This window comes from Asaia sp. As-1742, from assembly GCF_011753235.1.
GTDB classification, from domain to species: Bacteria; Pseudomonadota; Alphaproteobacteria; order Acetobacterales; family Acetobacteraceae; genus Asaia; species Asaia bogorensis_B.
On record NZ_VWWA01000021.1, the window covers coordinates 1 to 22,777 of the forward strand.

Sequence of the window (22,777 nt, forward strand, 5' to 3'; positions counted from 1 at the left end):
TCTGGCCCTTGGGGAGGTGACGCGGTCGCGGGATCTGTCTGTGGTGGTGGGCTTTGCTGGTACGGGCAAGAGCACGATGCTGGGTGTGGCCCGTTCCGTGTGGGAAGCGGCCGGGTATCGTGTGCGGGGGACGGCGCTCTCGGGCATTGCGGCGGAAGGGCTGGAGGCAGGATCGGGGATCGAGAGCCGGACTTTGGCCTCTCTGGAGCGGGGCTGGGCGGCGGGTGTGGATCTGCTTGCGCGTGGTGATGTGCTGGTGGTCGATGAGGCCGGGATGGTGGGGTCGCGTCAGATGGTACGCGTTTTGTCTGCCGTTCAGGATGCCGGAGCCAAGCTGGTTCTGGTGGGTGATCCCGAGCAGTTGCAGGCGATCGAGGCCGGGGCGGCGTTCCGGGCTGTGGCCGAGCGTGTGGGATCGGTCGAGATCACTACTGTGCGCCGGCAGGGTGAAGGGTGGCAGCAGGAGGCCACGAAGGAGCTGGCGACGGGACGCACGGCCGTCGCGCTGGATCGCTATGAGGCGGCGGGAATGGTGCGGGGGCATGACACGCTGGAGGAAGCGCGTGCGGCCGTTGTGGCGGCCTGGCAGGTGGGGCGGGCAGGAGGCGGAGCCACTTCAGGGTGCCGTCAGATCATGCTGGCGCATCGGCGGGTGGATGTGCGGGCTCTGAACGAGGCAGCGCGGTCCCTGCGCCTGGAGGCCGGTGAGCTGGATCGCGAGCGGGCGCTGTCCGTGATGACGGCGCAGGGTGAGCGCGTGTTTGCGCCGGGGGATCGGGTGTATTTCCTGCGTAATGACCGTGGGCTTGGGGTGAAGAACGGAACGCTTGGGACGATCTGCGGTCTGTCGGGCGATGATGAGGTCGGGGTTGTGATCTCGGTTCGTCTGGACGGGGCGCGTGTGGGTGAGGTGGGGCGTGTCGTGTCCGTGTCGCTGCGCGAGTATGACGCGCTGGATCATGGTTATGCGGCGACCATTCACAAGGCGCAGGGTGTGACGGTGGATCGGGCGCATGTGCTGGCGACGGGCAGCATGGACCGGCATGGCGCCTATGTGGCGCTGTCGCGTCATCGCGAAGCGGTGTCGGTGCACTGGGCGCGTGACGATGTCGGGGGGCGGGACGGGCTGGTGCGGCGTCTGTCGCGCGAGCGGCTCAAGGATACCACGCTGGATTATCCTCAGGAGCCTGGTGGTGGTCGAGAGAGTTCGGAGGGATCGGCGCAGGCCTATGCGCGCAGGCGCGGGCTTGGCGTGCCGGAAAGCCGGATCGTGCTGCCAGAATTGGGGGAGGATCCGTTTGCGGGGCTGGATCTGGGTCTTGCTGCTAAGGGGCAGGAGGATGCTTTTGCCTCGCTGCGCCTCAATCCCGATCGTAGGCTGCCTGTAGCGGCTCCCGATCCTCAGGAACAGCTGGAGCGGGCTGTTGCCCGTTATGCGCAGGCCTTTCTGGCTGTGGGGCGGATGCATGAGGCGCGGCTTCCTGTCCTGACGCATCAGGAGCAGTCGCTTGATAGAGCGACAAAGGCTCTTGAGCGTGTGCAGCCAGGGGCCATTGATGATCTGCTCATGGCCCTTCGGCATGAATCCGATGCGCGTACTGCACTTCTGACCCTGGAGGGGGCGGAGCGTGGTGCGGTTCTGACGCGGGCGATCCTGCAGGAAGCCAGGATCCGGCAGTCTCCCGGATTGCGGGCGCAGCGTTTCATGAGGGTCTGGGAGGGGCTTGAGACCGCTCAGGCGCGTGATGAGGCGCTGGCCCGGCTCGGGAAGGATGCGGAGATGCGCTCGCTTTTGCGGCGCAAGGGAACATCCTTTGGGGTGACGCTGGGTTCGGTGCTGGATCTGTCGATCCGGGCGCTCGATGTGCCGAAGAAACCTGCGCCGCGTCTGGGGCATGAGCACAGGCCCGAGGTAGAGCCTGGACCGGAACGTGACACAGGCTGGAGCAGAGGGCGGTAGAATGAGCGGTAATGCAGCACAGGCGTTCGATGATCTGCGGGCCGAGGTCTCGGTCCTGCGTAAATCGGTAGAGCGTCTGCCCGAGGACTGGCGCGATGCCATGCCGCCGGATACGAGCCTGGATCTGGGGCAGGTCAAGCGTGCGATCGGCGTGATCGAGCAGCGTCTCGGGGAGATCGAGGGGCGTTCGGTGTTGCGGATGTCGCCGGCCGAGTTCCGGGTCGGGATCGAGCGGGTGGTCAGCGAGCGTTTGACGGGGGCCCTGTCCGGGATCGGTGTGGTCGAGAAGGAATTAGCGGAGGAGAGTAAGGCTCTGCGTTCTGCCCTGCCTCAGCTGCGTGAGGCAGGGCGGCAGAAGAGGCTGCTCGGGATCCTGTTCGGTGTAGGACTTCTGGTCGGGGTTGTAGCCCCTGTTGCGCTGCTGGCCTGCATGCCCGTCTGGGTGCGTCAGGATCTGGCCATATACTCATTGCCGGGCACAGGAATTTCTGTAGGGGCTGGGATCATGCAGCGGGCTGATCCGACCTTCTGGGGGGATGTCGTGGACCGATATCATTTCGTTGACCGGCACAGGGACGAGATCGATCAGTGCAAGCGGTTTTTATCTAAAGACAAGCTACCTGAATATTATTGCAGCTTCCTCTACAAAAAGGACGAAAGCTATTGAGGTATGTTCTTGCTGCGTCGGGTATTGGACCGCAGGCAAATTTAGATTTATATAAATTTTCCGAAATGATAGATCTAGAATATTTGTGGGGCGATATCCTTGCTGAGGAAAGTGTGATGCGTTTGCCGAGACGAAAACGTGGAAAAGATTCTTACGGCAGATATAAAACAGCAGTCATAATTTAGTTATTTCTCATCATATAATTCTATTATTTAGAAGAGTTGTTTTCGAATAATAGAACGTGCCGTTTTTCTAACAAAAGATTTACTATTTCACGTGTGTTCTGGCTATATACAGCATTTTGAGCAGCAAGTTTCGATGTTTTCAGATTTTGCCCCAAGAGGGTCGCTATAGGTAACATGGGTTGCAGGTGGAGCATGCAGAAAATACTTGCATTGAAAAAGAATGTCAAAAAGCCAGAGATAGAAAATCTTGGAGCATACAATATGAACACACTACACATAGTTAATGTAATATCATATGCGTTTACATAACGTAAATCATATCTATACTTATTTTCGTATAATATTTTCGCTTGTTTCTGTACAGAATTACAAATTGATACTACTTGTTCATCTGTAAATATCGGAATATCATCAATATATTTGCGGCAAAAACTCATGTACATCGTTACAATGCCGTAAATTCCTGTAGGACCATTCGGTACCATCGATAGACTGGTCAAGATATCTGCATGCATATCGAACTCAGAAATTCTTAGTAAAATTTCTCTATCTCTCAATAAAATTTTTTCTTTCCCTCGTGCAACATATTTTTTTGGAGAAAATGTCTCCAATATTTTGTGTGAATATATACTTCTAAAACTTTTAGTTATTAGCATCGTCTCTACAGCATTCATGGGTAAATACTTATCCAGTGAATACAGTGCGTAATCTTCTTCAGCAAAATTCGTTTGCGGTGGGGCAAAGTAACTTTTTTGTGAAAAATGTGGCATAAGGTTTCTCTTTCGATTCTTTGAGTTGCTGGATTATGTCTTAATATAATCAAAGCGTGCTTAGGAAAAAGATGAAGATGAACATTGGTCCATCAGATGCTTATGATGAACTTTATGATTTACCTCCCTGGGATGGGTTGCCTAAACGTCAATATCTGGTTGCGTCAGTTCCCAGGTCCGGAAGTACGTACATTACTTCACTGATTGCGAAAGACGGCCGTTTCGGTCTTCCTCTGGAATATTTTAATTTTTCTGGAGTTAAGCGTATGAGATCTAGGCTAAGTTCAGATATTATTTCTTATGTTAGAGAATTGTTCTCAATTAGGACATCTAGCGTTGGAATTTTCGGATCAAAGGTCTTTATCTCTGATATGGTCAATCTGTCTGAGAACCACTCAAAGGTTTTCGATTTACTGCAACCTGATTGCTTCGTGTATATTAAAAGAAGAGATATAGTCGGGCAGGCAGTGTCTTATTACCTGGCCTCAGTAACGGGTGACTGGTTCCATAGTACCGAAGAGCGATCGATCATCTATTCGTTCGAAGGAATTGGCGAGAAATACCGATCAATCTTGCGTCAGTACGAGGCGTGGGACATGTGTTTTTCACGTATGAATCTGACCCCGCATGAGATCTGGTATGAAGATGTGTTAGTCGAGCCAGAGAGTATTTTTACGTCCATGTCTGTTTGGATGGACGTTGAGAATCTGGAGGTCGAGAAGGGACGACTAGTTCCGCAGCCACGTCGGCAGGGGGGAGAAAAAAATCTGATTTGGGCGGACCGTTTCGTAAAAAGTGGTGGACCTCAAATATATTCCTAATTTTCTTCGTATAAGTGGAGAGACCCAAATGAAACTCAACAAAGCTCATTTTTCTGACCTAGGCATTCATTCCCTCGACGAAACAATTACAGTGACTGGATCGCCTCCGACTTCTGGCGGTAGCCCAGGCACCGGCGGTGGTGGCACTGGGGGTGGAGACGGCGGGTCGAGGGCAAATCCTCTGGCTGCCTTTACCCCTGATGCTGCAACTTCGACTTATCAGGCTTTTCACTATCGAGGGGGGCCACACGGGGGGGATTCAGGTTCAAGCAGTGAAGGTGGTCAGGTATATGGTAACATAGGAAGCCCTTTCTCAGAAAATCAGGCTGAGTCTGGTGCTGCTACGTATGATGCGACTTACAGCTCGGATAATAATGCAAGCGACCAGACAGCCACCGATATTATCTCACAATTTCGTGAAGATTGGAGCGTTGTAGCGCAAAGAAATCCTGGCGGAAGTATTTCCGCAGGTTTTCGCGAGCTGGCACAAGGAACGGCTGCCGCAGGATATGGGGCTGCTGCAGCTGTCGCTGCTGCCGCTGAATATTCTAAAGGCAATTTATACAAAGGAACTGGTGAGGTATTAAAAGCAATAGGATCGTTCAAATATGCTGCAAATGTAATAGGAAACCCAGATGCAAATGTCTCAGCCGCGCTAGACGACTTGTCTCTTTCTTTATCCCGTATATTCAACGGTCGTGAAGATGCACAATCGATTTACAACTCGTACATTCACCCAGGTACGAACGCTGTATCACCTATGTCTGAGACTAAGTTAGAGTCCGCTGGATACTCTACTCTCGTAGATCATAAAAGCACAAGCTCAGTGCAAAATATAGTCTACGATCCGACGAAATCGTCTCTGTTCGGATGATATTCTATTGCAGAAGATAGGTGGGGTAACAGCATGAATATATCTAACTTAATATTGGTTATTATCTATATTTATGCTGTTATCGACAGGTTGTATTGCAGAATCTGGAAAAGGCCTAGAGAAGGGAGTAATATTATAGGAAACTGCAAAGATGCATTTTTATTGATATTCTCTATTTTATATATCTCTACTTTTTTCGCCTGATGATAAGCTGACGGGTCGCAGGTGCTGGACCTACAACACGATGCTCTGGCGAAAGCCGGGGTCGATCCTGACCATGTCTATGAAGACACGGCATCGGGACGACGCGATGATCGTCCCGGCCTGACAGCCTGCCTCAAGGCATTGCGATCCGGTGATACTCTGGTCGCCTGGAAATTGGACCGCCTCGGCCGCGATCTGCGTCATCTCGTCAATCTGGTCGGCGATCTGACCCAACGGGGCATCGGTTTGAAGGTGCTTACGGGTGAAGGGGCCTCGATCGATACCACTACGGCAAACGGGCGCCTGATCTTCGCGATTTTCGCCGGCCTTGCCGAGTTCGAGCGCGAACTGATCGTCGAGCACACGCGCGCCGGTCTGGAGTCTGCGCTGGCACGCGGCCGGCATGGTGGGCGGCCATTCAAGATGACGCCTGCCAAGCTGCAGCTCGGGCCTTCCGATTGCAGGAGAACTGATCAAACGCGGCTTCGATGTGACCGGGGTAGATGGGACAGCTACAATGATTGAGCTGTTCAGGCGCAATCTGCCTGGCGTTGCGGTGCATTTCGCCGACATGCGGAAGCTTGCCCTCAATTGTCGTTTCCAAGGGCTACTGGCCTGGGACAGCTTCTTCCATCTTTCTCTGGACGATCAGCGCGGCATGTTTCCGCGTTTTCAGGCACATGCCGAACCGGGTGCACCGCTGATGTTCACCAGCGGAAACGCCGAAGGCGAAGCCATTGGCGAATTGGAGGGCGATCGTCTCTACCACGGCAGCCTCGATCCCGATGAATACCGGGCCCAGCTCGACAAAGCTGGTTTCGCTGTGATTGCCCATGTCGTGGAGGATCCAGACTGTGGTCGCCGGACGATTTGGTTGGCACAGCAACGCGGCAGATAAGAATATCGGCTAAGCTATGATCGCTAGCGAAATCCGCAACATGGGGTCAGTCGTCACACCCCGCAGGCTTAGCGTACGTTTTCGACCATTCTCTCACCGGACCCGATGATAATTTAGATGCTGTATATAAACTGATTATAAAACTCACTTTATATATCAAATGGCGGTACAATCGTCCTGCCGTACTCCACCATTGATCGTTGCACCTGCTGTGAGCAGGTCGGCTGTTCGCTCAAGCCGAGCTTGCAGTGTCATTTCATCCTTAGCCGCAACCGATCCTTTCTCCGCTGAATCGGCCTCTGAGCTCTGCGACAAGAGGCTCTGGCAAGCCTTTAGGACGGCGTGCTTCCCACGCCAGTTGCCGGAGTGGGCTCTATTGCTGTGTAGTCTCCATTGGCATCTCGACAGGTCAGCTCGACCTGAGATGTCGCCTGATGGTCTTTCAGCGTCGTATCCTGTCGCACCTGGCGGCAGAGTTTACCATTTGTCTGCGCGGTTTCAGTCGTTAGCGGCGTATAGGATCCGAAACTGCCGGTCGCGGGATTGGTCCATGTCACAGGCTGACCGACGGCTGTGTAACGCATCTGCTGAAGCGCCACCTGCGCCTGATAGCAGTCCTGCTTGTCCATTTGATTGCCAGCGATCATTCCTCCGAGCAGACCAGCGAAAGCACCAACACCCGCCCCAATAGCGGCGCCTTTGCCACCAGAGGCAAGAGCACCGATACCGGCGCCTCCGGCTGCGCCGCCCAGCGTTCCGATGAGGCCGCCGGACAATGTTTTGGGGCCAAAGGCGTGGCACGCATTTTGAGCCTGCTCCTGGGGAGAGTTATAGGGGCGATCCGTGCAGCCCGTGGTTATGGCCGTGAGCGAGATGCCTGCCAAATAGATAAGGGCGACGGGGAGGCGGATCTGAGCGTGCATGCGATTTTTCCAAAACAATAAGAAGGTAGCGGAATATTTGGGAAGAAATATCAGTCTTCCTTGGTCAGTTTCGCTGTTACGGGTAGATTCACACTGGAGCCCGGAACGCCAATGGTTCCATGGAGAACATCCATTCCTCCCTCAAGACTGGCTCCTTCATTGGACCGTTTGAGAATGAGATTTTCCGATTTGCTGTCTGTGACGAGTGAGCCCGCAGTCGAAGCGGAAAGCTCGCATTGGCGTGTGTCGACCGCGCAGCGCCAATACCCGTTGAGCAGGACAGAATGTAGGCGTGTAATGCCGATCCAGCTATCGACGAGACGTCCGTCATGGTCGGTCAAGATCGACATACGCCCATGCAGTTCGTTGCCTGCGTCTTGAAGTGATATGTCATAGGTCAGCCCGTCCTCGGGCACGGCATTCGGCACGTTAAGGTCAGAGCCCATCCCTGCGACATCGGCCGCCATTGAGGCAAAAGCCAGCGACCAGAATTTGCGGATGTTATCGGCTGTTTGGCCGCCGTCCTTGATGGAAGAGCCGACGCCGAAGACATAAAAAACGCTTCGGTGAAGATTGACACCTAATGCGTCGCCGAAATCAAGTTGTCCAGGGACGATCTTATAGACTGAACCAAGATCGCTGTTCTCAGCCAAGTCGGAATACATGATGGCCCTGATCGTCCCGTGCTCGCTGGAATACCGCGCACCATCGGATGTCAAAGATCGGATGATGGATTTTTTCGGAGGGCTCGCGGGATTAATGGCAACGTCTTCGGCTGCGCGCATGCCGTTCTTATAAACCTTTGTGGCGGCGGCACCGAAATCCCTTACGAAAAACCCTTGCTGCTCCTTGAGGCTTGCCAGGGGGTCGCCCGAAAAGAAATGATGTTCGGCGGCCATAGCAACGGCCTGTTTTTTCGTTACGCCGGGCCAGCAGCCGCTCCAGATTTCCTTACTCTGTCCGCTTGTCGGTGACAGTTCAACAACGGTCGTATGCTCGCCAGGCATCAGCGTTTGCTGGAGCTTTTGTTGAATGGTTCGCGCCCATTCAACCTTGTCGCGGACAATATCGGTGTCGTCGAGATAGATGACGGTTTGCCGTGGCGGCTCGAGCTTGCAGTAAGATGTATCGAGGGTCGTGCCGCCGCCGAACATACCTCCTTCTGCACAGGCAGTCTGAGCATGCAAAAGAGGCAATAACGTCAAGGCGCTACCAAAAAGAAGCTTGCGGATCATGTCAATTCTCATGTGATGAGGTCAGGCGGCAGGGACAAAATCGATGGTCATGCGATGATAGTCCGTCGGGGAAAGCGGACGGGCTATTGCTCCCTGCGTCAGATAGAGCTTCGCCTTGCCGTTCGTGGCGGCCTTCAGAAGGACGTCCTTGTAGGCGGCAACATTCGCGTCTGTTGCTTCCTTGATTTCTCTCTCGATATCCCGATGGTGAATGGATATCTGATTGAGCATGTCCAACTGCGGACGAACGGATTTGGAGCGAGTTTCAGCCGCGCGCTCCTTGTCCTCTATCTCCTTGTCAGATGCCGCAATAATATGCTGTCGGCGAGACTTCATGACCCTTTGCATCTTTTCCCACACCTTACGGTGTGCATGGTATTGCTTGGTGATATCCATGTAATCCGGGTCGCGGTCGTGACCTATGTAGGAAATGATGACACCGACCATCCAGGCACCCAGATTGGCAATGAGACTGATGAAGACGTCTCGTGCAGGATTAACCTGAACGATGCCCACATCGCCGAGAATGCTGTCCCCTCCTCCTTGGCTGTGCATTGCCTCAAAGGCAGCGGCCCAGCGCGCCCAGCCCGTGAAACCCAGCACGATTAGGAGAGCTGTCGTCGACATTGTGAACATGCGCCAGCTGCCTGCCCTGTCCCCGGGAGATTTTGAGGGCGCGAATAGATAGGACCATTGCTTTATGAGCTCACCGTGCTGATGGGCAGCCAGTGCCAGCAGAACGCCGAGGATAATCGTGGTGCCCAGTGCAACGGCGGGGACGCCCCAGAATGCGTTGAACGCATGGTAGTTAACAAAACATTCTGTAACAAGAACGAGTGCCAGAAGCGCCCAGTATATTTTTCTCTTGGCGAACATTTGAGCGTCGCGATTTAGATGTTTGTCACGAAAATCATCATATCGACTCTTTGACCGACTGTAATTTTCATCGACATTACCGAATTTGGGATCCTGGCTCAGTTCCAGCTCAAGAGACTTGAGCTGTTGATCTCTTTTGGCTTTTATTTCATGCGCTTGATGATGTAGATCCTCGATAGCAGTGACGTCCGCCATGTAGGGATGCATCGCTGTATCGAAACGGTTTTTGAGATGTCGCCATTCTGCGCTGACTTCCAGCGCGGGTTCCGTGACGACGAGGCGCATTCCGCTGGTGATGCCATTTTCATCAATATTGATGTGGCCAAAAGCAGTTTCTTCTTCGGCTTGCCGACGAATGGCCTCGATCGGCGCCGAAAGGGCACGCGCCCGACTAAGGGTAAACCCCATGGCGTCTTGAAATGCCTGAGTGAGATTGACCGTCCTGTCCTTGCTGTCTGTCTCAAAGGTGGAGGACATGTTTTTCTTCCATCAATAGGTGATGCGGGACGTACCAAGTTGTTGAAGGCGGACTTTGCTGACAGGTGCAAGATGAACCGGAACAACAGGCATGGTGGGTGCGAGATGAACACGCTCCGCCTGCACCATCTTTGTATGGTCGTCACCGGGTAGATTAATGGCCACCTGTTCTTGCGAGGCCGGACTGAGTTTCAGTTCCCCCAAGGGAGAAAGTCCTGTCTCGCTGATTTCTGTGCCGCTTGGCCCGGTTGCCGGTTTCAGGCCATAGACCGTAGCGTATTCTGCGGTCGTTGAGCTGATGGAGCCAGGAACAGCGGCATGAACGTCGTCCGCCTTGGTCAGACGGAGATAGCTGGCCGGCACAACAACCTGCTGCACAGCCGCCAGATTGGCCGATGTCGCGGGGGAGATAAGAAATTCGACGCGACGGTTCAGCGCCCGGCCTTCCGGATTATCGTTAGGTGCTAGAGGCTGACGCTTACCAATAGCGACTTCTGTCAGCTGCTTGGCTGGAACGCCGCGCGCCGTTAGTGCTTCAATGACTGCCTGTGCCCGTCTGCGCGATAGATCGATATTATACGCGTCCGTACCTACGGCATCGGTATGTCCCAGTACCGTCAACGCTGCATCTGGGACATCATGCTTCATGTTGTCGGCGATTACGTCCAGGATGCGTGAGGAGTCCGGGAGAGGTGTTGCGCTATCGAACGCAAAGAATGCTTTTTCGGGGAAAACCACCCGGACGACGGGTACAGGTCCGTGCATGAAATCAACCGATCCTGCAGGCAATATTGTTTCGGTGACCGTCGGGCTGACAAGGTTGTTCTGAGATGCGAGAATTCGAAAGCGTGCAACGCGGTCCTGTTCTTCCGTTTGTGCCATCTGGTCTTGTGTAGCCAAGGCGGGGGCATCAGGTGGCGGCGCGTTATACGGCTGCACACAAGCTGTCAGGGGAACAATCAAACAACTTGTCAGAGCAAGGCGTCGCACAGGTTTCTCCGGAGGGATTGAAAGCACGGCAATCGTGTCACAGCATTGCTTACACGGCAACATGTTACATTATCAGTATGTACCGGTACTGGAGCTTCCCGCAGGGAGGGGTGACCTGATACACTATTGCTAATAGTGTAACCCGACGCCCCTCCCCGTCCGGCGGCCCGGTCTGTCCTGCCCCCGAAAACGCTGATCTTCCGGTCGATCCTGCTGTCCCCCGTAACGCGCTTGTGATACAGTTCTTCCGGATAAATGCCCAAAGCACCTCGAAAGGCCCCGTCACGCCCCCTCACCCAGCTCAGTCTCTTTCCCGAAGAGGCTGATCTCGCGCGTATCGATGCCGCCGCCAATTGCTGGCGCTTCTATCGTCTCTCCTTGCAGGAAGATCTCTTCGGCGGCACCGCCCTCATCCGTCACTGGGGACGGATTGGCACAGGCGGTCAAATGCGTGTCGCGCTCTATCGCGATCGGGGGGCCGCCCAGGGCGCGCTTGACGATCTGCTCGGGCAGAAGGTGAAGCGAGGGTATCGGTTCCGAAAGGAGGGGGTGTGAAACAGAAAGATACGAGGGCTCTGCCCTCGCGCTCCCGGCAGGAGGCTCGGCCTCCTGCACCTCGAATAGGTCATTCAGCATCCGCTGGGGGAATGCAGCTCTTTGATCCCAAAGGCGCGCGGAAATATCTGACCATCGCCGAGCGCGATCGTTTCCTGAAAGCGGCCGAGCTGGCGCCGCGTGAGGCGCGGACCCTGTGCATGACCCTCGCCTGGTCGGGATGTCGTCTCTCCGAGGCCCTGGCACTGACAGCCGATCGCGTCGATCTCGCGGCCGGGGTACTGGTGTTCGAGACCCTGAAGAAACGCCAGGCGGGGATCTATCGCGCCGTGCCTGTCCCCCCTGCCCTGCTCGACGCCCTCGATCTGGTTCATGGTCTGCGTGCGCTTCAGCGCAAGGGCGCACGTCATCAGGGGGCCCGTCTCTGGCCATGGTCGCGCATGACCGGCTGGCGGGCCGTGCATGCGGTCATGGAAGAAGCCGGGTTGTCCGGTGTGGCCGCGTCGCCCAAGGGGCTACGGCATGCTTTCGGGGTGGCGGCCGTCTCCAATGCCATTCCGCTTAATCTCGTTCAGAAATGGCTCGGTCACGCCCAGCTCTCCACCACCGCTATCTACGCGAATGCCTCAGGTGTCGAAGAACAGGATATCGCACGTCGAATGTGGGGTGAGTAAAAGTCGGATTGGGAGGGAAAATGCTGGTTGCCGACATTTGTGATTGCTACATCTAAGCTGGTATGCGGGTGAGGCCTGCCGATTGTGAATTAATGGATTCTAATTACCAACCTATGAAAATCGACCTTTATCGGAAAAGAAAGAATATAATGTAAAGTAATATTTGTTATTTAAATTTGTATTACAGTATATATAAACATATCACTTATTTCAAGTATTGAACTTATTATATGAAGTTAATGCAAATGTATTTTATAATTTAGTGGGTTGTGGATAAATTGTTCAAAAATAGGAGTTTATTACGATGCGATTGGTTTCCCTGACACTCGAAAATTTTCGGGCCTATCAGACTGCGACGACTATCCAGTTCTCGGACCTGACCACGATAATCGGGCGAAATGACATAGGTAAGTCTTGCTTGCTTGAGGCGTTAGAAATCTTTTTCAACGGGGATGTTGTAAAAATTGATCAGGCTGATTCTAACGTCTTCAGCGGTTCGCCTATCGTTAGCATCACCGCTGAATTTTCCGATCTGCCGGAGAAGATCACCTTGGACGCAGGGGCGCCGACGACGCTCGGTGCCGAATACCTTCTGACCAGTAATGGCACCTTGAAGATCAGGCGTGTTTACGACTGCTCGAAGAAGACACCGACATGTGAGACATTCATCATCGCCCAGCATCCGAGCGCTTCAGGTCTAGATAAGCTCCTTGAACTGAAGGAAAAGGATCTGCAGGCTCTTGTGAAGGCGCGATCATTAAACGTCGCACTCAAAGGCAATCCCGGGATGCGCCGCGCTCTTTGGGAAGATTGCCCCGATCTTTCTTTGGCGGAGGCGCTTATCCCGGTATCGAAGCCCAAAGAGGATAGCAAGCGTATTTGGGATCAGCTAGAGTTGCATCTTCCAATGTTTGCACTCTTTCAGAGTGATCGTCAGAGCCGAGATTCTGACGGCGAAGTGCAAAATCCACTGAAGGGGGCTATCGCCGCTGCTATTGCCGAGGCTCAGGAAGCGATCGAGTCAATTCAGATATTGGTACAGGCGAAGACCGAGGAGATCGCAAAGCTTACCCACGAGGCTCTCAAGAGCTTCGACCCCAAACTTGCGAGGTCGCTTTCGCCGAAGTTTGTCCCGCCCACAGCCTCCAAATGGATGGGTCTTTTTTCGCTCGGTATGGACACGGACGACCGCATTCCCCTGAATAAGCGTGGAAGTGGTGTGCGCAGGCTCATTTTGGTCAGCTTTTTCAAGGCCGAGGCAGAGCGTAAACTGTCAAGTTCCACAAAGCGAAACCTAATCTATGCAATCGAAGAACCCGAGACGTCGCAGCATCCAGCAAACCAGCGGGTGTTGATTGAAGCGTTCAAAGAGATAGCGACGACGCCTCATTGCCAAGTAATTCTCACCACTCATAGTCCGGGGCTGGCTGCCGACCTCCCTATTGAAAGTATCCGGTTCGTTTCCAGCGAAGGCCCACCAGCAACTCCTTCAGTTCAGGCAGGAGCCGACGTGTTTGGCACGGTAGCGAAAGCTCTTGGCCTCACTCCTGATAGTCGCGTACGAGTCCTCATCTGTGTCGAGGGCCCAACGGACGTGACCGCGCTGAAGTGCCTGAGCGCCGCATTGCACGCGGAAGACCACACCATTCCGAACTTGATGAACGACGAGCGCTTCGCTTTTATTCCGGCGGGCGGGTCGACGCTCAAGCATTGGGTGACCGAAAACTACCTGCGCAACATGCGGTGCCCCGAGGTTCATATCTTCGACTCAGACGTGGCTAAATATGCAGTATCCGTTGCTGAGGTAAATGGACGTACTGACGGTCTTGGTTCCTGGGCCGTTCAAACTCAGAAGCATGAGATAGAGTGCTATCTACACCCTGACGCGATCAAAGCTGCTTTCGATGTCGAAGTAGTCTGTGTGGATCACCCTGCTGAAGGAGTTCCCTCAGTGCCAGAGGCATTCGCGATCGCGTTTTCGGCCAAACAAAATTTCGACGGGAAAATGGGAGCGAACAAAGCGAAGGGATACCTGTCCAAGGCCTTCGGCCAAATGACTGCAGCGCAAGTTCGTGCACGCGATCCGGATGGTGAGATCGAGGGATGGCTTCGGAATATGAACGCGCTTGTCTGATATTTAAGCACGCTCTTCTCGACAGATGCATAGCAATTCGGACGAAAATGTACCTCGACCATGGAGCGAGCGGAGTATTTATATTTGACGTATAGTTTCGACAACCTCTCTCCCGCTGACTTTGAAGACCTATCCCGTGACCTGCTTGGACGGGAACTTGGTATACGCTTTGAAGCCTTTGGGCCGGGGCGTGATGGGGGGGTCGATGGACGTCATGCCTCGGCGAACCATAAAACAATTCTTCAAGCTAAACATTACCGAATTTCAAGCTTTGATACCTTAGTCCGTATCATGCGGAAGGAGCGAGCATCGATTGATGAATTAAAACCGGACCGATATCTACTTATGACTTCCCAGCCACTAACGCCGCTAAGGAAGGAGCAACTCGCTGCAGTTATCGGGCCTAGCCTTCAAGGCACTGATGACATTCTTGGTAACGAGGATATCAATGGGCTGCTACGAAAATACCCCGATGTCCAGAAAAGCCATGTCAAGCTCTGGCTTTCGGGTGCCGGGGTGCTGGAGCGTGTGCTCCATGCTGCAACGCATAATTTCACGACGCTGACGCACGATGACATTAAGGCCAAGCTCAGCGTCTACGCCGAGAATCCCAGCTTCAAGGCCGGACGTGACATTCTAGAGTCCATCCATGTTTTGATTGTGTCTGGCCCGCCTGGTGTCGGCAAGACTACGCTCGCTGAGATGCTCAGTTATGCGTATCTTGCGGAGGGCTGGGAATTAGTAGCGATCCGCAGCCTAGACGATGCATTTACCCATATCGACGATTCCAAGCGGCAAATTCTCTTTTTCGATGATTTTTTGGGCCGCATCGCGCTCGATGCCCGCGCTCTTTCAAACCAAGATTCTGGCCTTGCCCGATTTATCGGCCGCATCCGTCGAACGTCCAACGCGCGGTTCATCCTGACTACGCGCGCCTACATCTATGAAGAAGCTAGGCTCCAGTCTGAAGTCTTGTCGACCCGAGCCTTTGATATAGCCAGCTATGTGCTAGACGTCGGTATCTACACCCGGCGCATCCGGGCACGTATCCTCTATAATCACCTCATTGTCGCTGGCGTCCCAGAATCGCATATACAGGCACTCTTTAAGCAACATGCAATCAAAAAAATCGTGGACCACGACTATTATAATCCGCGCATTGTCCAAGCCCTAACTAATATGGACCGCGTCGAAGAAATCACGCCACATGAATATCCTGCGGTGTTCATCGCTGCGCTCGACGATCCCCTCAGCGTCTGGGACAGTGCGTTCCGCACACATATCTCTAGTCGCTGCAGACATTTGTTATTTGCGATGTACGTTAGCGCCGAGCACGGCGCGGAGATTGAGGATCTGAAGGAAATCTTCACTCCATTGCATCAATCGCTTTGCCGTCTTTTCTCGCTTTCATCTGGTCCTAAAGATTTTGAGGAGAGTGTACGAACGCTTGAGGGTAGCTTCATTACGATCTCGAATGGCAGAGTATCGCTGATCAATCCGTCAGTCCGCGATTACCTTGCGTACTACCTGGCTGATAAGGAGCTGCTACGTGCCATGGCTCAGGGGGTGACTACGCTCCGTACTGCTAGAGCGCTCTATGATCATTTTAAGAAGATGTCTGACGTTAACCGCGACGACAAAAGAGATTTCCTGATCTCTTTTGTTCCCCTCGCTGCAAACGCAGTGCATGAAGACCCTTGGAAACGGATGCGTGGTAAATCACAACGGCTGCGATGGATTGGGATATCCTGTTCGGGGCGGGTCGAACTTTTGCTGGGATGGTGGAGGATCACCAAGCGTCAGGAGTTTCTCGACGCAGCACTGGGCGTAGCATCCAATAAGGATATCTGGTTCACTGCTTGGGCTGATGGCCGTTTGATGCCACGGCTAATCGCTAGCTTGCGCGGTAGTCCCAAAGTCGAGCGCGAAAAGACCTCGGCTCTAGTGGAAGCCCTAGAGAAACGGCTGGTTAAAATGTTAAATTTTGAGCTTGATCTTGACGATATCCATCGCATTCGTACCGAAATAATTCCGCGCAAAGGGCATTTGACTCAACATGTTGTCTGGAGTGCCGATTACGCGATGCACCGTGTGATCACCGAGCTACCTAATAATCTTGAGTACGTTGATTCCGAGTCCACATTGGATGACTACACGAATCTAGTCGAAGAACTGGGCCCCGCTGTTGGCGCGACCCTCACCGAAATCGAGTGTGCCAAGCGTGCCATATCTGATCGCGCCGAGCGCCTACGTGCAGAAATACCCAATGAAGACGAATTATTGGTAACGGGTAACGACACTGAGAAAAACGATACATTCACCGATAACGAACTACATAATCTTTTTGCGCCTTTGCTCGCGCCCGAAAAATAATTACGTTCACTAGACACAGGCCTCATAGCCAGAACATGACGGTGGCGGCGAGGCAGATCGCAGAGAAGAATCCATTTGGGGATCTATTGTAGCGTGTGGCAACGCGTTGCAGTTGATGTAACGTCACCCCTCAACTTCGTCCAGAAATGGCTCGGTCAGGCCCAGCTTTCTACCACGGCGATTTACGCCAATGCCTCAGGCTCAGGAGAGCAGGATATCACTCGTCGAATGTGAGGATAACCGGCTTTGATCCACGGCCAACCAGTGGGGAAAGGTCCGTTTTGCTGAATTACCGTGCGATTAGAGAAAAAATTTCTCTTCGAAAGAGGAAGGTGGTGAATCTAGCCTCGTGCTTTTCCTCTTGCCGGCAATGGAAGTTATTGCTTATGACCACATGCAAACATGCGGTCATGTAAGGATATACACATGCCAACAATTGCGATCATCAGTCAGAAAGGCGGCGCTGGCAAAACCACCCTTGCCTTGCATCTGGCCAGCGCCGCCGAAGATTCCGGGCATACCGCACTGGTGATCGACCTTGATCCGCAGGCGACGGCGAGCCAATGGGCGGCATGGCGTCAGGATGCCCCCCCGGTCGTGATCGATAGTGCCCCCCCTCGCCTCGCCGCCAAGATCGAGCAGGCGACGGGTCAGGGCGCGGCGTTCATTGTGATTGATACCCCCCCCCATGCCGACAGTGCGGCCAGCACTGCCGTCGAGGCGGCCGACCTAGTGCTGATTCCGTGTCGGCCGAGCGCGTTCGACTTGGCCGCGATCAAGACGACTGCCAGCCTTGTGAAGATGCGCGACAAGCCCGCGTTCGTGATCTTCACGGCAGGAAGCCCGACTGCGCCGCGCATGTATGAGGAGGCCGCGCAACTTGTGCAGGATTATGGGCTAGAGGCTTGTCCGCACCATATGGCCGATCGCGCCGCCTTCCGTCACGCAGCGGCCGAGGGAAAGACCGCGATGGAGATCGAGCCCAACGGCAAGGCGGCCGATGAGGTGAGACAGATTTACAAGTGGGCATGCAATCATGTAAACATGCAATCATGTAAACATGCAATCATCAAAGAAGCGGAGAGCTAGCGTATGAGCAGCCGGAAAGGATCATTGCTTGCATTGCGGGATCGCGATCCCGCGCCGTTGCTGGCGAAGAGCAAGGCGGCCACGCCGATCTCGCCCAACAGTGGCACGGCGAGGGGTAGTAGCCCGGTTGCGCCGAGCCGCCAGGGCAAGAAGGCGATGACGGGCTATTTCAGCCCAGAAATGTCGTTCGCCATGCACATGACCGCCCGCAAACATGGCATGAGTTTACAGGACGCGATGGCCGAGGCGTTCAACGACTGGCTCCGCAAGATGGGAGAAAGTCCTGTAGGCAAGTGAGCATGTTCACATGCAATCATTTGTGAGGGACATAGAAACAGTTAGTCGGATGGTTTCATTGCGGCGAGCGGCGTGAAGTGGTCCCGGACGTGGAACACAGCTTGTCCTATGAGCGACTAGACATATTGAGCGAAACGATTCAATCGTGCGCTAGCAGCCTTGGGACACCCTTGGACAGACTGTCCGTCCCCACTCCTAGCCAACAAGAAACGTACATGTTTGCATGTGAACATGTTTACGTGCTCTCATAGATTGGGGCTAACGGAGCGGCTTGCGTTCGTGCCGCTTCTTGCAGAAGCCGAGGAACGCGCCGGCGGGGCTTTTCAGCTCAGGCTTACCCATGTCAAGCCACCACGACACCCATTCATCATAGAGCGCGTAAACGTCATATCCCGGTGCGGCCGTCTTGGCGTCGTGCATAGTTTCAGGATCGATATAGGGCGCATCGTCGGTGATGGCGACCTGCTCGGGCTTGCTCTTGAGGCCCGAGCGGTTGCGGAACAGGATAACGTCATCGGCAATCGTGACGGCATAGTCGGGGAAATGACCGTGATCGGCGTCATGCACGCAGACCTTCTTGACCAAGGCCCGGAATACCCGGAGCGGGCTGTTAGAGCCGCATTTCTTTTGCAGCAACTCCAAGCCGATCTTCCATTCGTCTTTCACGCCGCAATGCTTGCGCGCCAGCTCATACATGCGCCGCTCGAACGGTTTGCGGAGGCGAAAATAATCGCGATGAAGCGTCAGGACATTCTTACTGATGACGGAGCGATACACCCAATCCGACAGGGTGATTTCGAGATCGAGCATCCGGCCATCGAACGTTTTGCGCGTGATCCTAGCTTCTTCGATCAAGCCGAAAATCCGCGTTTCTTCGACGCCGCCGGTTTGAATATTGGTCCGCACCGTGGTTCCGCGTAGGCGCGTAAGCGCGTCGGCCATCAAGCGATAGCCTTCACCGCTGGTCTGCCGATTGGTAGCAACGAGCATGTCATAGGCCTGCAGGCGCACCGTACGGCTAGGCTGCTCGCCCAAGTTCATCTTCGCGACGAGCTGCGAGATGCAGTAGATCAGGATATCTTTGTCATGGATCGTCGCCAAGCCTCTGCCCGAGGGGATGATCTCGATGATGTTTCCATTATGCTCATATCGCCGCATCCGATTGTCAGGTTTGGTCGATAGAGAAAAAACCGGATGCTCCATCGAGGCCATATCGTCCTTGGGGATGGCATCAAGCACGTCACAGATGAACAGATCCTGGTTCGGGTGACGTACCGGAAGCAGGGGGGGACGATCATCCCCTGCCAGGGTTTCGAAGGGCGTCACGTCGAAGAGGGAAGGGGATGATTCTATCGTCATTTCAGTGACAGGAGGTTACTATCGTCATTTCACATACACAAGCAGATTATCGTCATTTCAGATTCATCACTGCTTTATCGTCATTTCGATTACACTTGATGATGCTTCGTCAGAGTGGATTCACCTTTTCGTCACTTTGGATTCGTCTTTTCGTCAGAGTGGATTCACTGTGCGGTGAAATACCCCAAGAAAATCGCTAATTTTCAATTAGTTATTGGTGCACCAAATTTACGTAACACAACTTTTAACTCAAATATTAACACCACAGCTTAGGCTGTGGATAACTCCTGCCTGCACGCATTACACCCGTCATCGTTTTACCGATTAAAGGATCGAATCCTCGCTTCTTGGGGCTTCGGCCTCACCGGCTGGCCACTTTTGGCTGCCTACGAGGTGCTCGCTCGGCACCAGTAACATCTGTAAAACCGAGCGAAACCGTAATTTGCTCAAGACGCTACAAGTTCGGATGGCCGATCACACTTCACCCAAGAAAACAGCATGAAGAAGTTCACAATCCGGTAGGATCGGTGTATAGGTGTATAGGTGCTGATCTGGAGGTGAATCGTGTCTACCACTCGCTGGAATATCGCAGTTTCATCTGAAGTGGATCAGTCCGTTCGTATGTTTCTCGCCGCCAATAAGGGAGGACGCAAAGGCGATTTGTCCCGTTTCATCGAAGACGCCGTGCGATCCTACCTACTGGAACAGGCTGTAGACCAAGCCAAGGCAGCGACTCAGGATATGAGCGAGGCTGAACTGGCCGACTTGGTGAATGAAGCTGTGCAATGGGCACGCGGGCACTGATGCGGGTTGTTCTGGATACCAATATCCTTGTTTCCGCTCTGATATACCCTCGTGGCGCCCCCGATGCGATCTATCGTGCCTGGCGGGCACATCGGTTCGATCTGGTCACGTCCACAACCCAGCTTGAAGAACTCAGGCGCGTCAGTCGCTATCCCAAACTCCGACCAATTCTACCGCCCCACCGGGTCGGAACGATGATCAACAACATGCGCAAAGTTGCTGTGGCCGAGCAACTGCCTGCCTTGCCAGATGACGTAACCATCAACGATCCCGACGATGCCTTTCTCCTCACAATGGTGCTGGCATTCGATGCCGACTACCTCGTGACAGGCGATCATCGTGCCGGTCTACTGGAAAAAGGTCGTTTCCAGAGAGCGCGCATCGTTACGCCCGCAGATTTTTGCTCCATCGCCCTTGGTTAAGGGTTTTCAAGCCGATGGAGCGAGTGAGTTCGGCGTGATGGGTGGCATAGTTGGGTATGATTATCGGATAGCCTACTGGCAGACTCTATTTGACCCGGTAGTCGGCTAACGTCCGGCCCGGGGTGGACAGGGCATTGCATGTGGCCTGAACCCGATCGACATTTTCCCTTCCTTTCAGGTCTCTTCCCTGTCGGCATCGAAAGCCCGCAATCCGGCGCGTCGCCATCTTGTCCTGAGATCGGCAGGGGAGGTTGTGCCACTGCCCTGAAGCTGTGAGGCGAGGTCGAGGAAGGCGCCCAGCAGGGTGGCGCGGTCATCCTGTGTGAGATCGACCAGACCGGCCTTCTGCACCAGCCCGCCCAGTTCGATCATGTGGCGTGTCCGCTCGCGTCGTGTTCTGGCCCAGTCCCGCATGTCCTCTCGCGCCTTTCTCAGCCTGTGACGGGCCATGAGGGCATTCTGGCGTGCCAGTCGCTTCTCAAGCGTCTGGAGCCCCGTCAGCAGGCTGCTGTGAGGCTCTGCTGGCCTTGCGCCTTGGCCTGGCCTGAAAGAAGGCCTGACCGCGCTCGCTCCACCTCGCGATTGCTTCGGGTTTGTCCTCTGCCTGTTCCAGAGCCGAAAGCAGAACTCCGGCCAGGGCTTCGACGGGAAGTGCATCTGCTCCCAATGCCTCGACCAGTTCGCCCAGCTGCATGGTTCTCTGTGCCTTGAGGGCCTTGGCGCGTTTCTGCAGCGCATCAAGCTCTGCATCGATATCGCGTGGCTTACGCATCTGGGTCTCTGCCTCTCGCTATGTGGGTTGTCAGGTTCTGATGGGAGCACTGTCGTGAGTAACCCCATTCCAATGCACTTCAACCGTAAAGTTTATCTTGAGTGGTGCACCGTATCACAGGGAGAAGAACCGCGTCACTCTCGGTGGAACAGGAGCGGGTGTGTTTTCGTCTCAATCTGGAAGTGCGCGCTTATATGTCATGGGATGACATAGCGCGTTGCGGGTGATAGCGTACGCCAATGGCGATCTACCACCTACATGTGAAAGTCATTAGCCGGGCAACGGGCCGGAGTGTGGTAGCCGCTGCGGCCTATCGTGCGGCGACCTGTCTGCAGGATGAGCGACTGGATCGTGCCCATGATTTCAGCCGGAAAGAGGATGTCGTTCATTCCGAGATCCTGATGCCCGAGGGAGCGCCGGAGCGGCTTTTTGATCGGTCTGTGTTGTGGAACGAGGTCGAGAGGATCGAGAAACGCAAGGATGCCCAGCTGGCGCGTGAGGTGGAGTTTGCTATCCCGCGTGAGATGAGCCAGGCGCAGGGGATTGCCCTGGCGCGGGACTTCGTGCACGAGCAGTTCGTCTCCCGTGGCATGGTGGCCGATCTCAATGTGCATTGGGAACGGGTGGAAGATGAGAATGGTCAGGTTGTCTGCAAGCCCCATGCCCATGTGATGCTGTCCATGCGTTCGGTTAGTGAGGCGGGTTTCGGTCTCAAGGTAACGGAATGGAATGACCGGGGCCTGCTCAGGGTCTGGCGGGAGCGCTGGGCGGCTCTGGCCAATGAGCGTCTGGCTGCCCTGGATATCGATGTGCGCATCGATCATCGGTCCCTTGCCGATCAGGGGATTGCTCTGGAGCCGCAGAACAAGATCGGTCCTGCCGGGATGCGTCGGGAAGAGCGGGGCGAAGAGGCAGAACGAGCAGCCGAACATCTGGAGATTGCGCGGCGTAACGGCGAGCGGCTTCTGGCTGCGCCTGTTCTGGCGCTGGAAGCGCTGACACGACAGCAGAGTAGTTTCACCCGTCAGGATCTGGCGCGGTTCATCCATCGTCATACGGTGGATGAGGCACAGTTCGGTGTGGTGATGGCCCAGGTCGAGGCGTGTCCCGAGCTGGTTGTGCTGGGCCGGGACGGGTACGGGCGCGAGCGGTTCTCGTCACGGGAGATGGTGGCGGTCGAGCAGAAGCTGGAAGCAGCCAGTCTGGCTCTGGGTCAGAGGCAGGCTCATGCGGTGCCGGTGGGTCTGCGTCGTGCGGCCATGGGACGTGGTGATCTGGGAGAAGAACAGGCTCTGGCCCTTGGGGAGGTGACGCGGTCGCGGGATCTGTCTGTGGTGGTGGGCTTTGCTGGTACGGGCAAGAGCACGATGCTGGGTGTGGCCCGTTCCGTGTGGGAAGCGGCCGGGTATCGTGTGCGG

General features: G+C 54.6%; 23 protein-coding genes and 1 pseudogene. 15 read left to right on the forward strand and 9 right to left on the reverse strand.

Annotation, left to right across the window (positions count from 1 at the left end; all coding sequences use genetic code 11):
- Window positions 1-1,960 (forward strand): AAA family ATPase (locus F3J08_RS15785; protein ID WP_240149411.1); only part of this gene is annotated, 1,960 nt, incomplete at its 5' end.
- A gap of 1 nt (window position 1,961) precedes the next feature.
- Window positions 1,962-2,627: a DUF6118 family protein gene (locus F3J08_RS17025; protein ID WP_205207103.1), complete on the forward strand. Its 666-nt coding sequence runs from the start codon at window positions 1,962-1,964 to the stop codon at window positions 2,625-2,627.
- A gap of 208 nt (window positions 2,628-2,835) precedes the next feature.
- Here the strand turns inward: F3J08_RS17025 and F3J08_RS15795 are convergent, their stop codons facing one another.
- Window positions 2,836-3,582 carry a hypothetical protein gene (locus F3J08_RS15795; protein WP_166931457.1) on the reverse strand — a complete coding sequence of 249 codons (747 nt, stop codon included), beginning with the start codon at window positions 3,580-3,582 and terminating at the stop codon, window positions 2,836-2,838.
- Window positions 3,583-3,653: 71 nt separating this feature from the next.
- On the opposite strand from F3J08_RS15795, the gene F3J08_RS15800 reads away from it, so the two are divergent.
- From F3J08_RS15800 to F3J08_RS15815, 4 genes are all read left to right on the forward strand, one after another.
- Window positions 3,654-4,403 carry a Stf0 family sulfotransferase gene (locus tag F3J08_RS15800; protein ID WP_166931460.1) on the forward strand — a complete coding sequence of 250 codons (750 nt, stop codon included), beginning with the start codon at window positions 3,654-3,656 and terminating at the stop codon, window positions 4,401-4,403.
- A 28-nt stretch (window positions 4,404-4,431) separates the two neighbouring features.
- Window positions 4,432-5,277, forward strand: coding sequence for a hypothetical protein (locus tag F3J08_RS15805; RefSeq protein WP_166931463.1), 846 nt, complete (start codon window positions 4,432-4,434; stop codon window positions 5,275-5,277).
- 225 nt (window positions 5,278-5,502) lie between these two features.
- Complete coding sequence (locus F3J08_RS15810; RefSeq protein ID WP_166931466.1) at window positions 5,503-6,006, forward strand: recombinase family protein; 504 nt, start codon at window positions 5,503-5,505, stop codon at window positions 6,004-6,006.
- On the forward strand, window positions 5,999-6,379 hold the full coding sequence (locus tag F3J08_RS15815; protein ID WP_240149412.1) for a trans-aconitate 2-methyltransferase: 381 nt from the start codon (window positions 5,999-6,001) through the stop codon (window positions 6,377-6,379). The genes F3J08_RS15810 and F3J08_RS15815 overlap by 8 nt, the downstream gene beginning before the upstream one ends.
- 332 nt (window positions 6,380-6,711) lie before the next feature.
- On the opposite strand, the gene F3J08_RS15820 is transcribed toward F3J08_RS15815, so the two are convergent.
- Genes F3J08_RS15820 through F3J08_RS15835 form a run of 4 tightly spaced genes read right to left on the reverse strand, consistent with a single transcriptional unit; the run spans window position 6,712 to window position 10,655 of the window.
- The gene (locus F3J08_RS15820; protein ID WP_166931468.1) at window positions 6,712-7,302 is read right to left on the reverse strand and encodes an RT0821/Lpp0805 family surface protein; all 591 of its coding nucleotides are present in this window, start codon (window positions 7,300-7,302) and stop codon (window positions 6,712-6,714) included.
- Window positions 7,303-7,352: 50 nt separating this feature from the next.
- Complete coding sequence (locus F3J08_RS15825) at window positions 7,353-8,537, reverse strand: hypothetical protein (RefSeq protein ID WP_166931471.1); 1,185 nt, start codon at window positions 8,535-8,537, stop codon at window positions 7,353-7,355.
- A gap of 21 nt (window positions 8,538-8,558) precedes the next feature.
- On the reverse strand, window positions 8,559-9,890 hold the full coding sequence (locus tag F3J08_RS15830; protein ID WP_166931474.1) for a hypothetical protein: 1,332 nt from the start codon (window positions 9,888-9,890) through the stop codon (window positions 8,559-8,561).
- Window positions 9,891-9,902: 12 nt separating this feature from the next.
- A complete protein-coding gene (locus tag F3J08_RS15835; RefSeq protein WP_166931477.1) occupies window positions 9,903-10,655 on the reverse strand; it encodes an OmpA family protein in 753 nt (250 codons plus the stop codon).
- A gap of 480 nt (window positions 10,656-11,135) precedes the next feature.
- On the opposite strand from F3J08_RS15835, the gene F3J08_RS15840 reads away from it, so the two are divergent.
- From F3J08_RS15840 to F3J08_RS15855, 4 genes are all read left to right on the forward strand, one after another.
- Window positions 11,136-11,435 (forward strand): WGR domain-containing protein, encoded by a 300-nt coding sequence (locus F3J08_RS15840; protein ID WP_166931479.1) that lies wholly within the window; start codon window positions 11,136-11,138, stop codon window positions 11,433-11,435.
- Window positions 11,436-11,527: 92 nt separating this feature from the next.
- Window positions 11,528-12,109 (forward strand): site-specific integrase, encoded by a 582-nt coding sequence (locus tag F3J08_RS15845; protein ID WP_166931481.1) that lies wholly within the window; start codon window positions 11,528-11,530, stop codon window positions 12,107-12,109.
- A gap of 304 nt (window positions 12,110-12,413) precedes the next feature.
- Entirely contained in the window at window positions 12,414-14,243 is a 1,830-nt protein-coding gene (locus F3J08_RS15850) for an ATP-binding protein (protein ID WP_166931484.1), read from the forward strand.
- A gap of 60 nt (window positions 14,244-14,303) precedes the next feature.
- Window positions 14,304-16,616 (forward strand): restriction endonuclease, encoded by a 2,313-nt coding sequence (locus F3J08_RS15855; RefSeq protein ID WP_166931486.1) that lies wholly within the window; start codon window positions 14,304-14,306, stop codon window positions 16,614-16,616.
- A 22-nt stretch (window positions 16,617-16,638) separates the two neighbouring features.
- Here F3J08_RS15855 and F3J08_RS15860 read toward each other — a convergent pair.
- Window positions 16,639-16,737: pseudogene (locus F3J08_RS15860) on the reverse strand (IS5/IS1182 family transposase); the annotation flags it as partial.
- Window positions 16,738-17,042: 305 nt separating this feature from the next.
- Between F3J08_RS15860 and parA the strand changes: the two are divergent.
- The gene (gene parA, locus F3J08_RS15870) at window positions 17,043-17,705 is read left to right on the forward strand and encodes a ParA family partition ATPase (RefSeq protein ID WP_166931489.1); all 663 of its coding nucleotides are present in this window, start codon (window positions 17,043-17,045) and stop codon (window positions 17,703-17,705) included.
- Between the two features lie 3 nt (window positions 17,706-17,708).
- Window positions 17,709-18,002: a ribbon-helix-helix domain-containing protein gene (locus F3J08_RS15875; protein ID WP_166931491.1), complete on the forward strand. Its 294-nt coding sequence runs from the start codon at window positions 17,709-17,711 to the stop codon at window positions 18,000-18,002.
- A gap of 258 nt (window positions 18,003-18,260) precedes the next feature.
- Here the strand turns inward: F3J08_RS15875 and F3J08_RS15880 are convergent, their stop codons facing one another.
- A complete protein-coding gene (locus F3J08_RS15880) occupies window positions 18,261-19,361 on the reverse strand; it encodes a replication initiator protein A (RefSeq protein WP_166931494.1) in 1,101 nt (366 codons plus the stop codon).
- Between the two features lie 564 nt (window positions 19,362-19,925).
- Between F3J08_RS15880 and F3J08_RS15885 the strand changes: the two genes are divergently transcribed.
- Window positions 19,926-20,165, forward strand: coding sequence for a ribbon-helix-helix domain-containing protein (locus tag F3J08_RS15885; protein ID WP_166931497.1), 240 nt, complete (start codon window positions 19,926-19,928; stop codon window positions 20,163-20,165).
- Window positions 20,165-20,587: a putative toxin-antitoxin system toxin component, PIN family gene (locus tag F3J08_RS15890; RefSeq protein ID WP_166931505.1), complete on the forward strand. Its 423-nt coding sequence runs from the start codon at window positions 20,165-20,167 to the stop codon at window positions 20,585-20,587. The genes F3J08_RS15885 and F3J08_RS15890 overlap by 1 nt, the downstream gene beginning before the upstream one ends.
- Window positions 20,588-20,761: 174 nt before the next feature.
- On the opposite strand, the gene F3J08_RS15895 is transcribed toward F3J08_RS15890, so the two are convergent.
- Window positions 20,762-21,001 carry a conjugal transfer protein TraD gene (locus F3J08_RS15895; RefSeq protein ID WP_166931507.1) on the reverse strand — a complete coding sequence of 80 codons (240 nt, stop codon included), beginning with the start codon at window positions 20,999-21,001 and terminating at the stop codon, window positions 20,762-20,764.
- Between the two features lie 64 nt (window positions 21,002-21,065).
- Window positions 21,066-21,359, reverse strand: coding sequence for a conjugal transfer protein TraD (locus F3J08_RS15900; protein WP_166931499.1), 294 nt, complete (start codon window positions 21,357-21,359; stop codon window positions 21,066-21,068).
- A gap of 239 nt (window positions 21,360-21,598) precedes the next feature.
- On the opposite strand from F3J08_RS15900, the gene mobQ reads away from it, so the two are divergent.
- On the forward strand, window positions 21,599-22,777 hold a 1,179-nt coding region (gene mobQ / locus F3J08_RS15905; RefSeq protein ID WP_166931502.1), incomplete at its 3' end, for a MobQ family relaxase.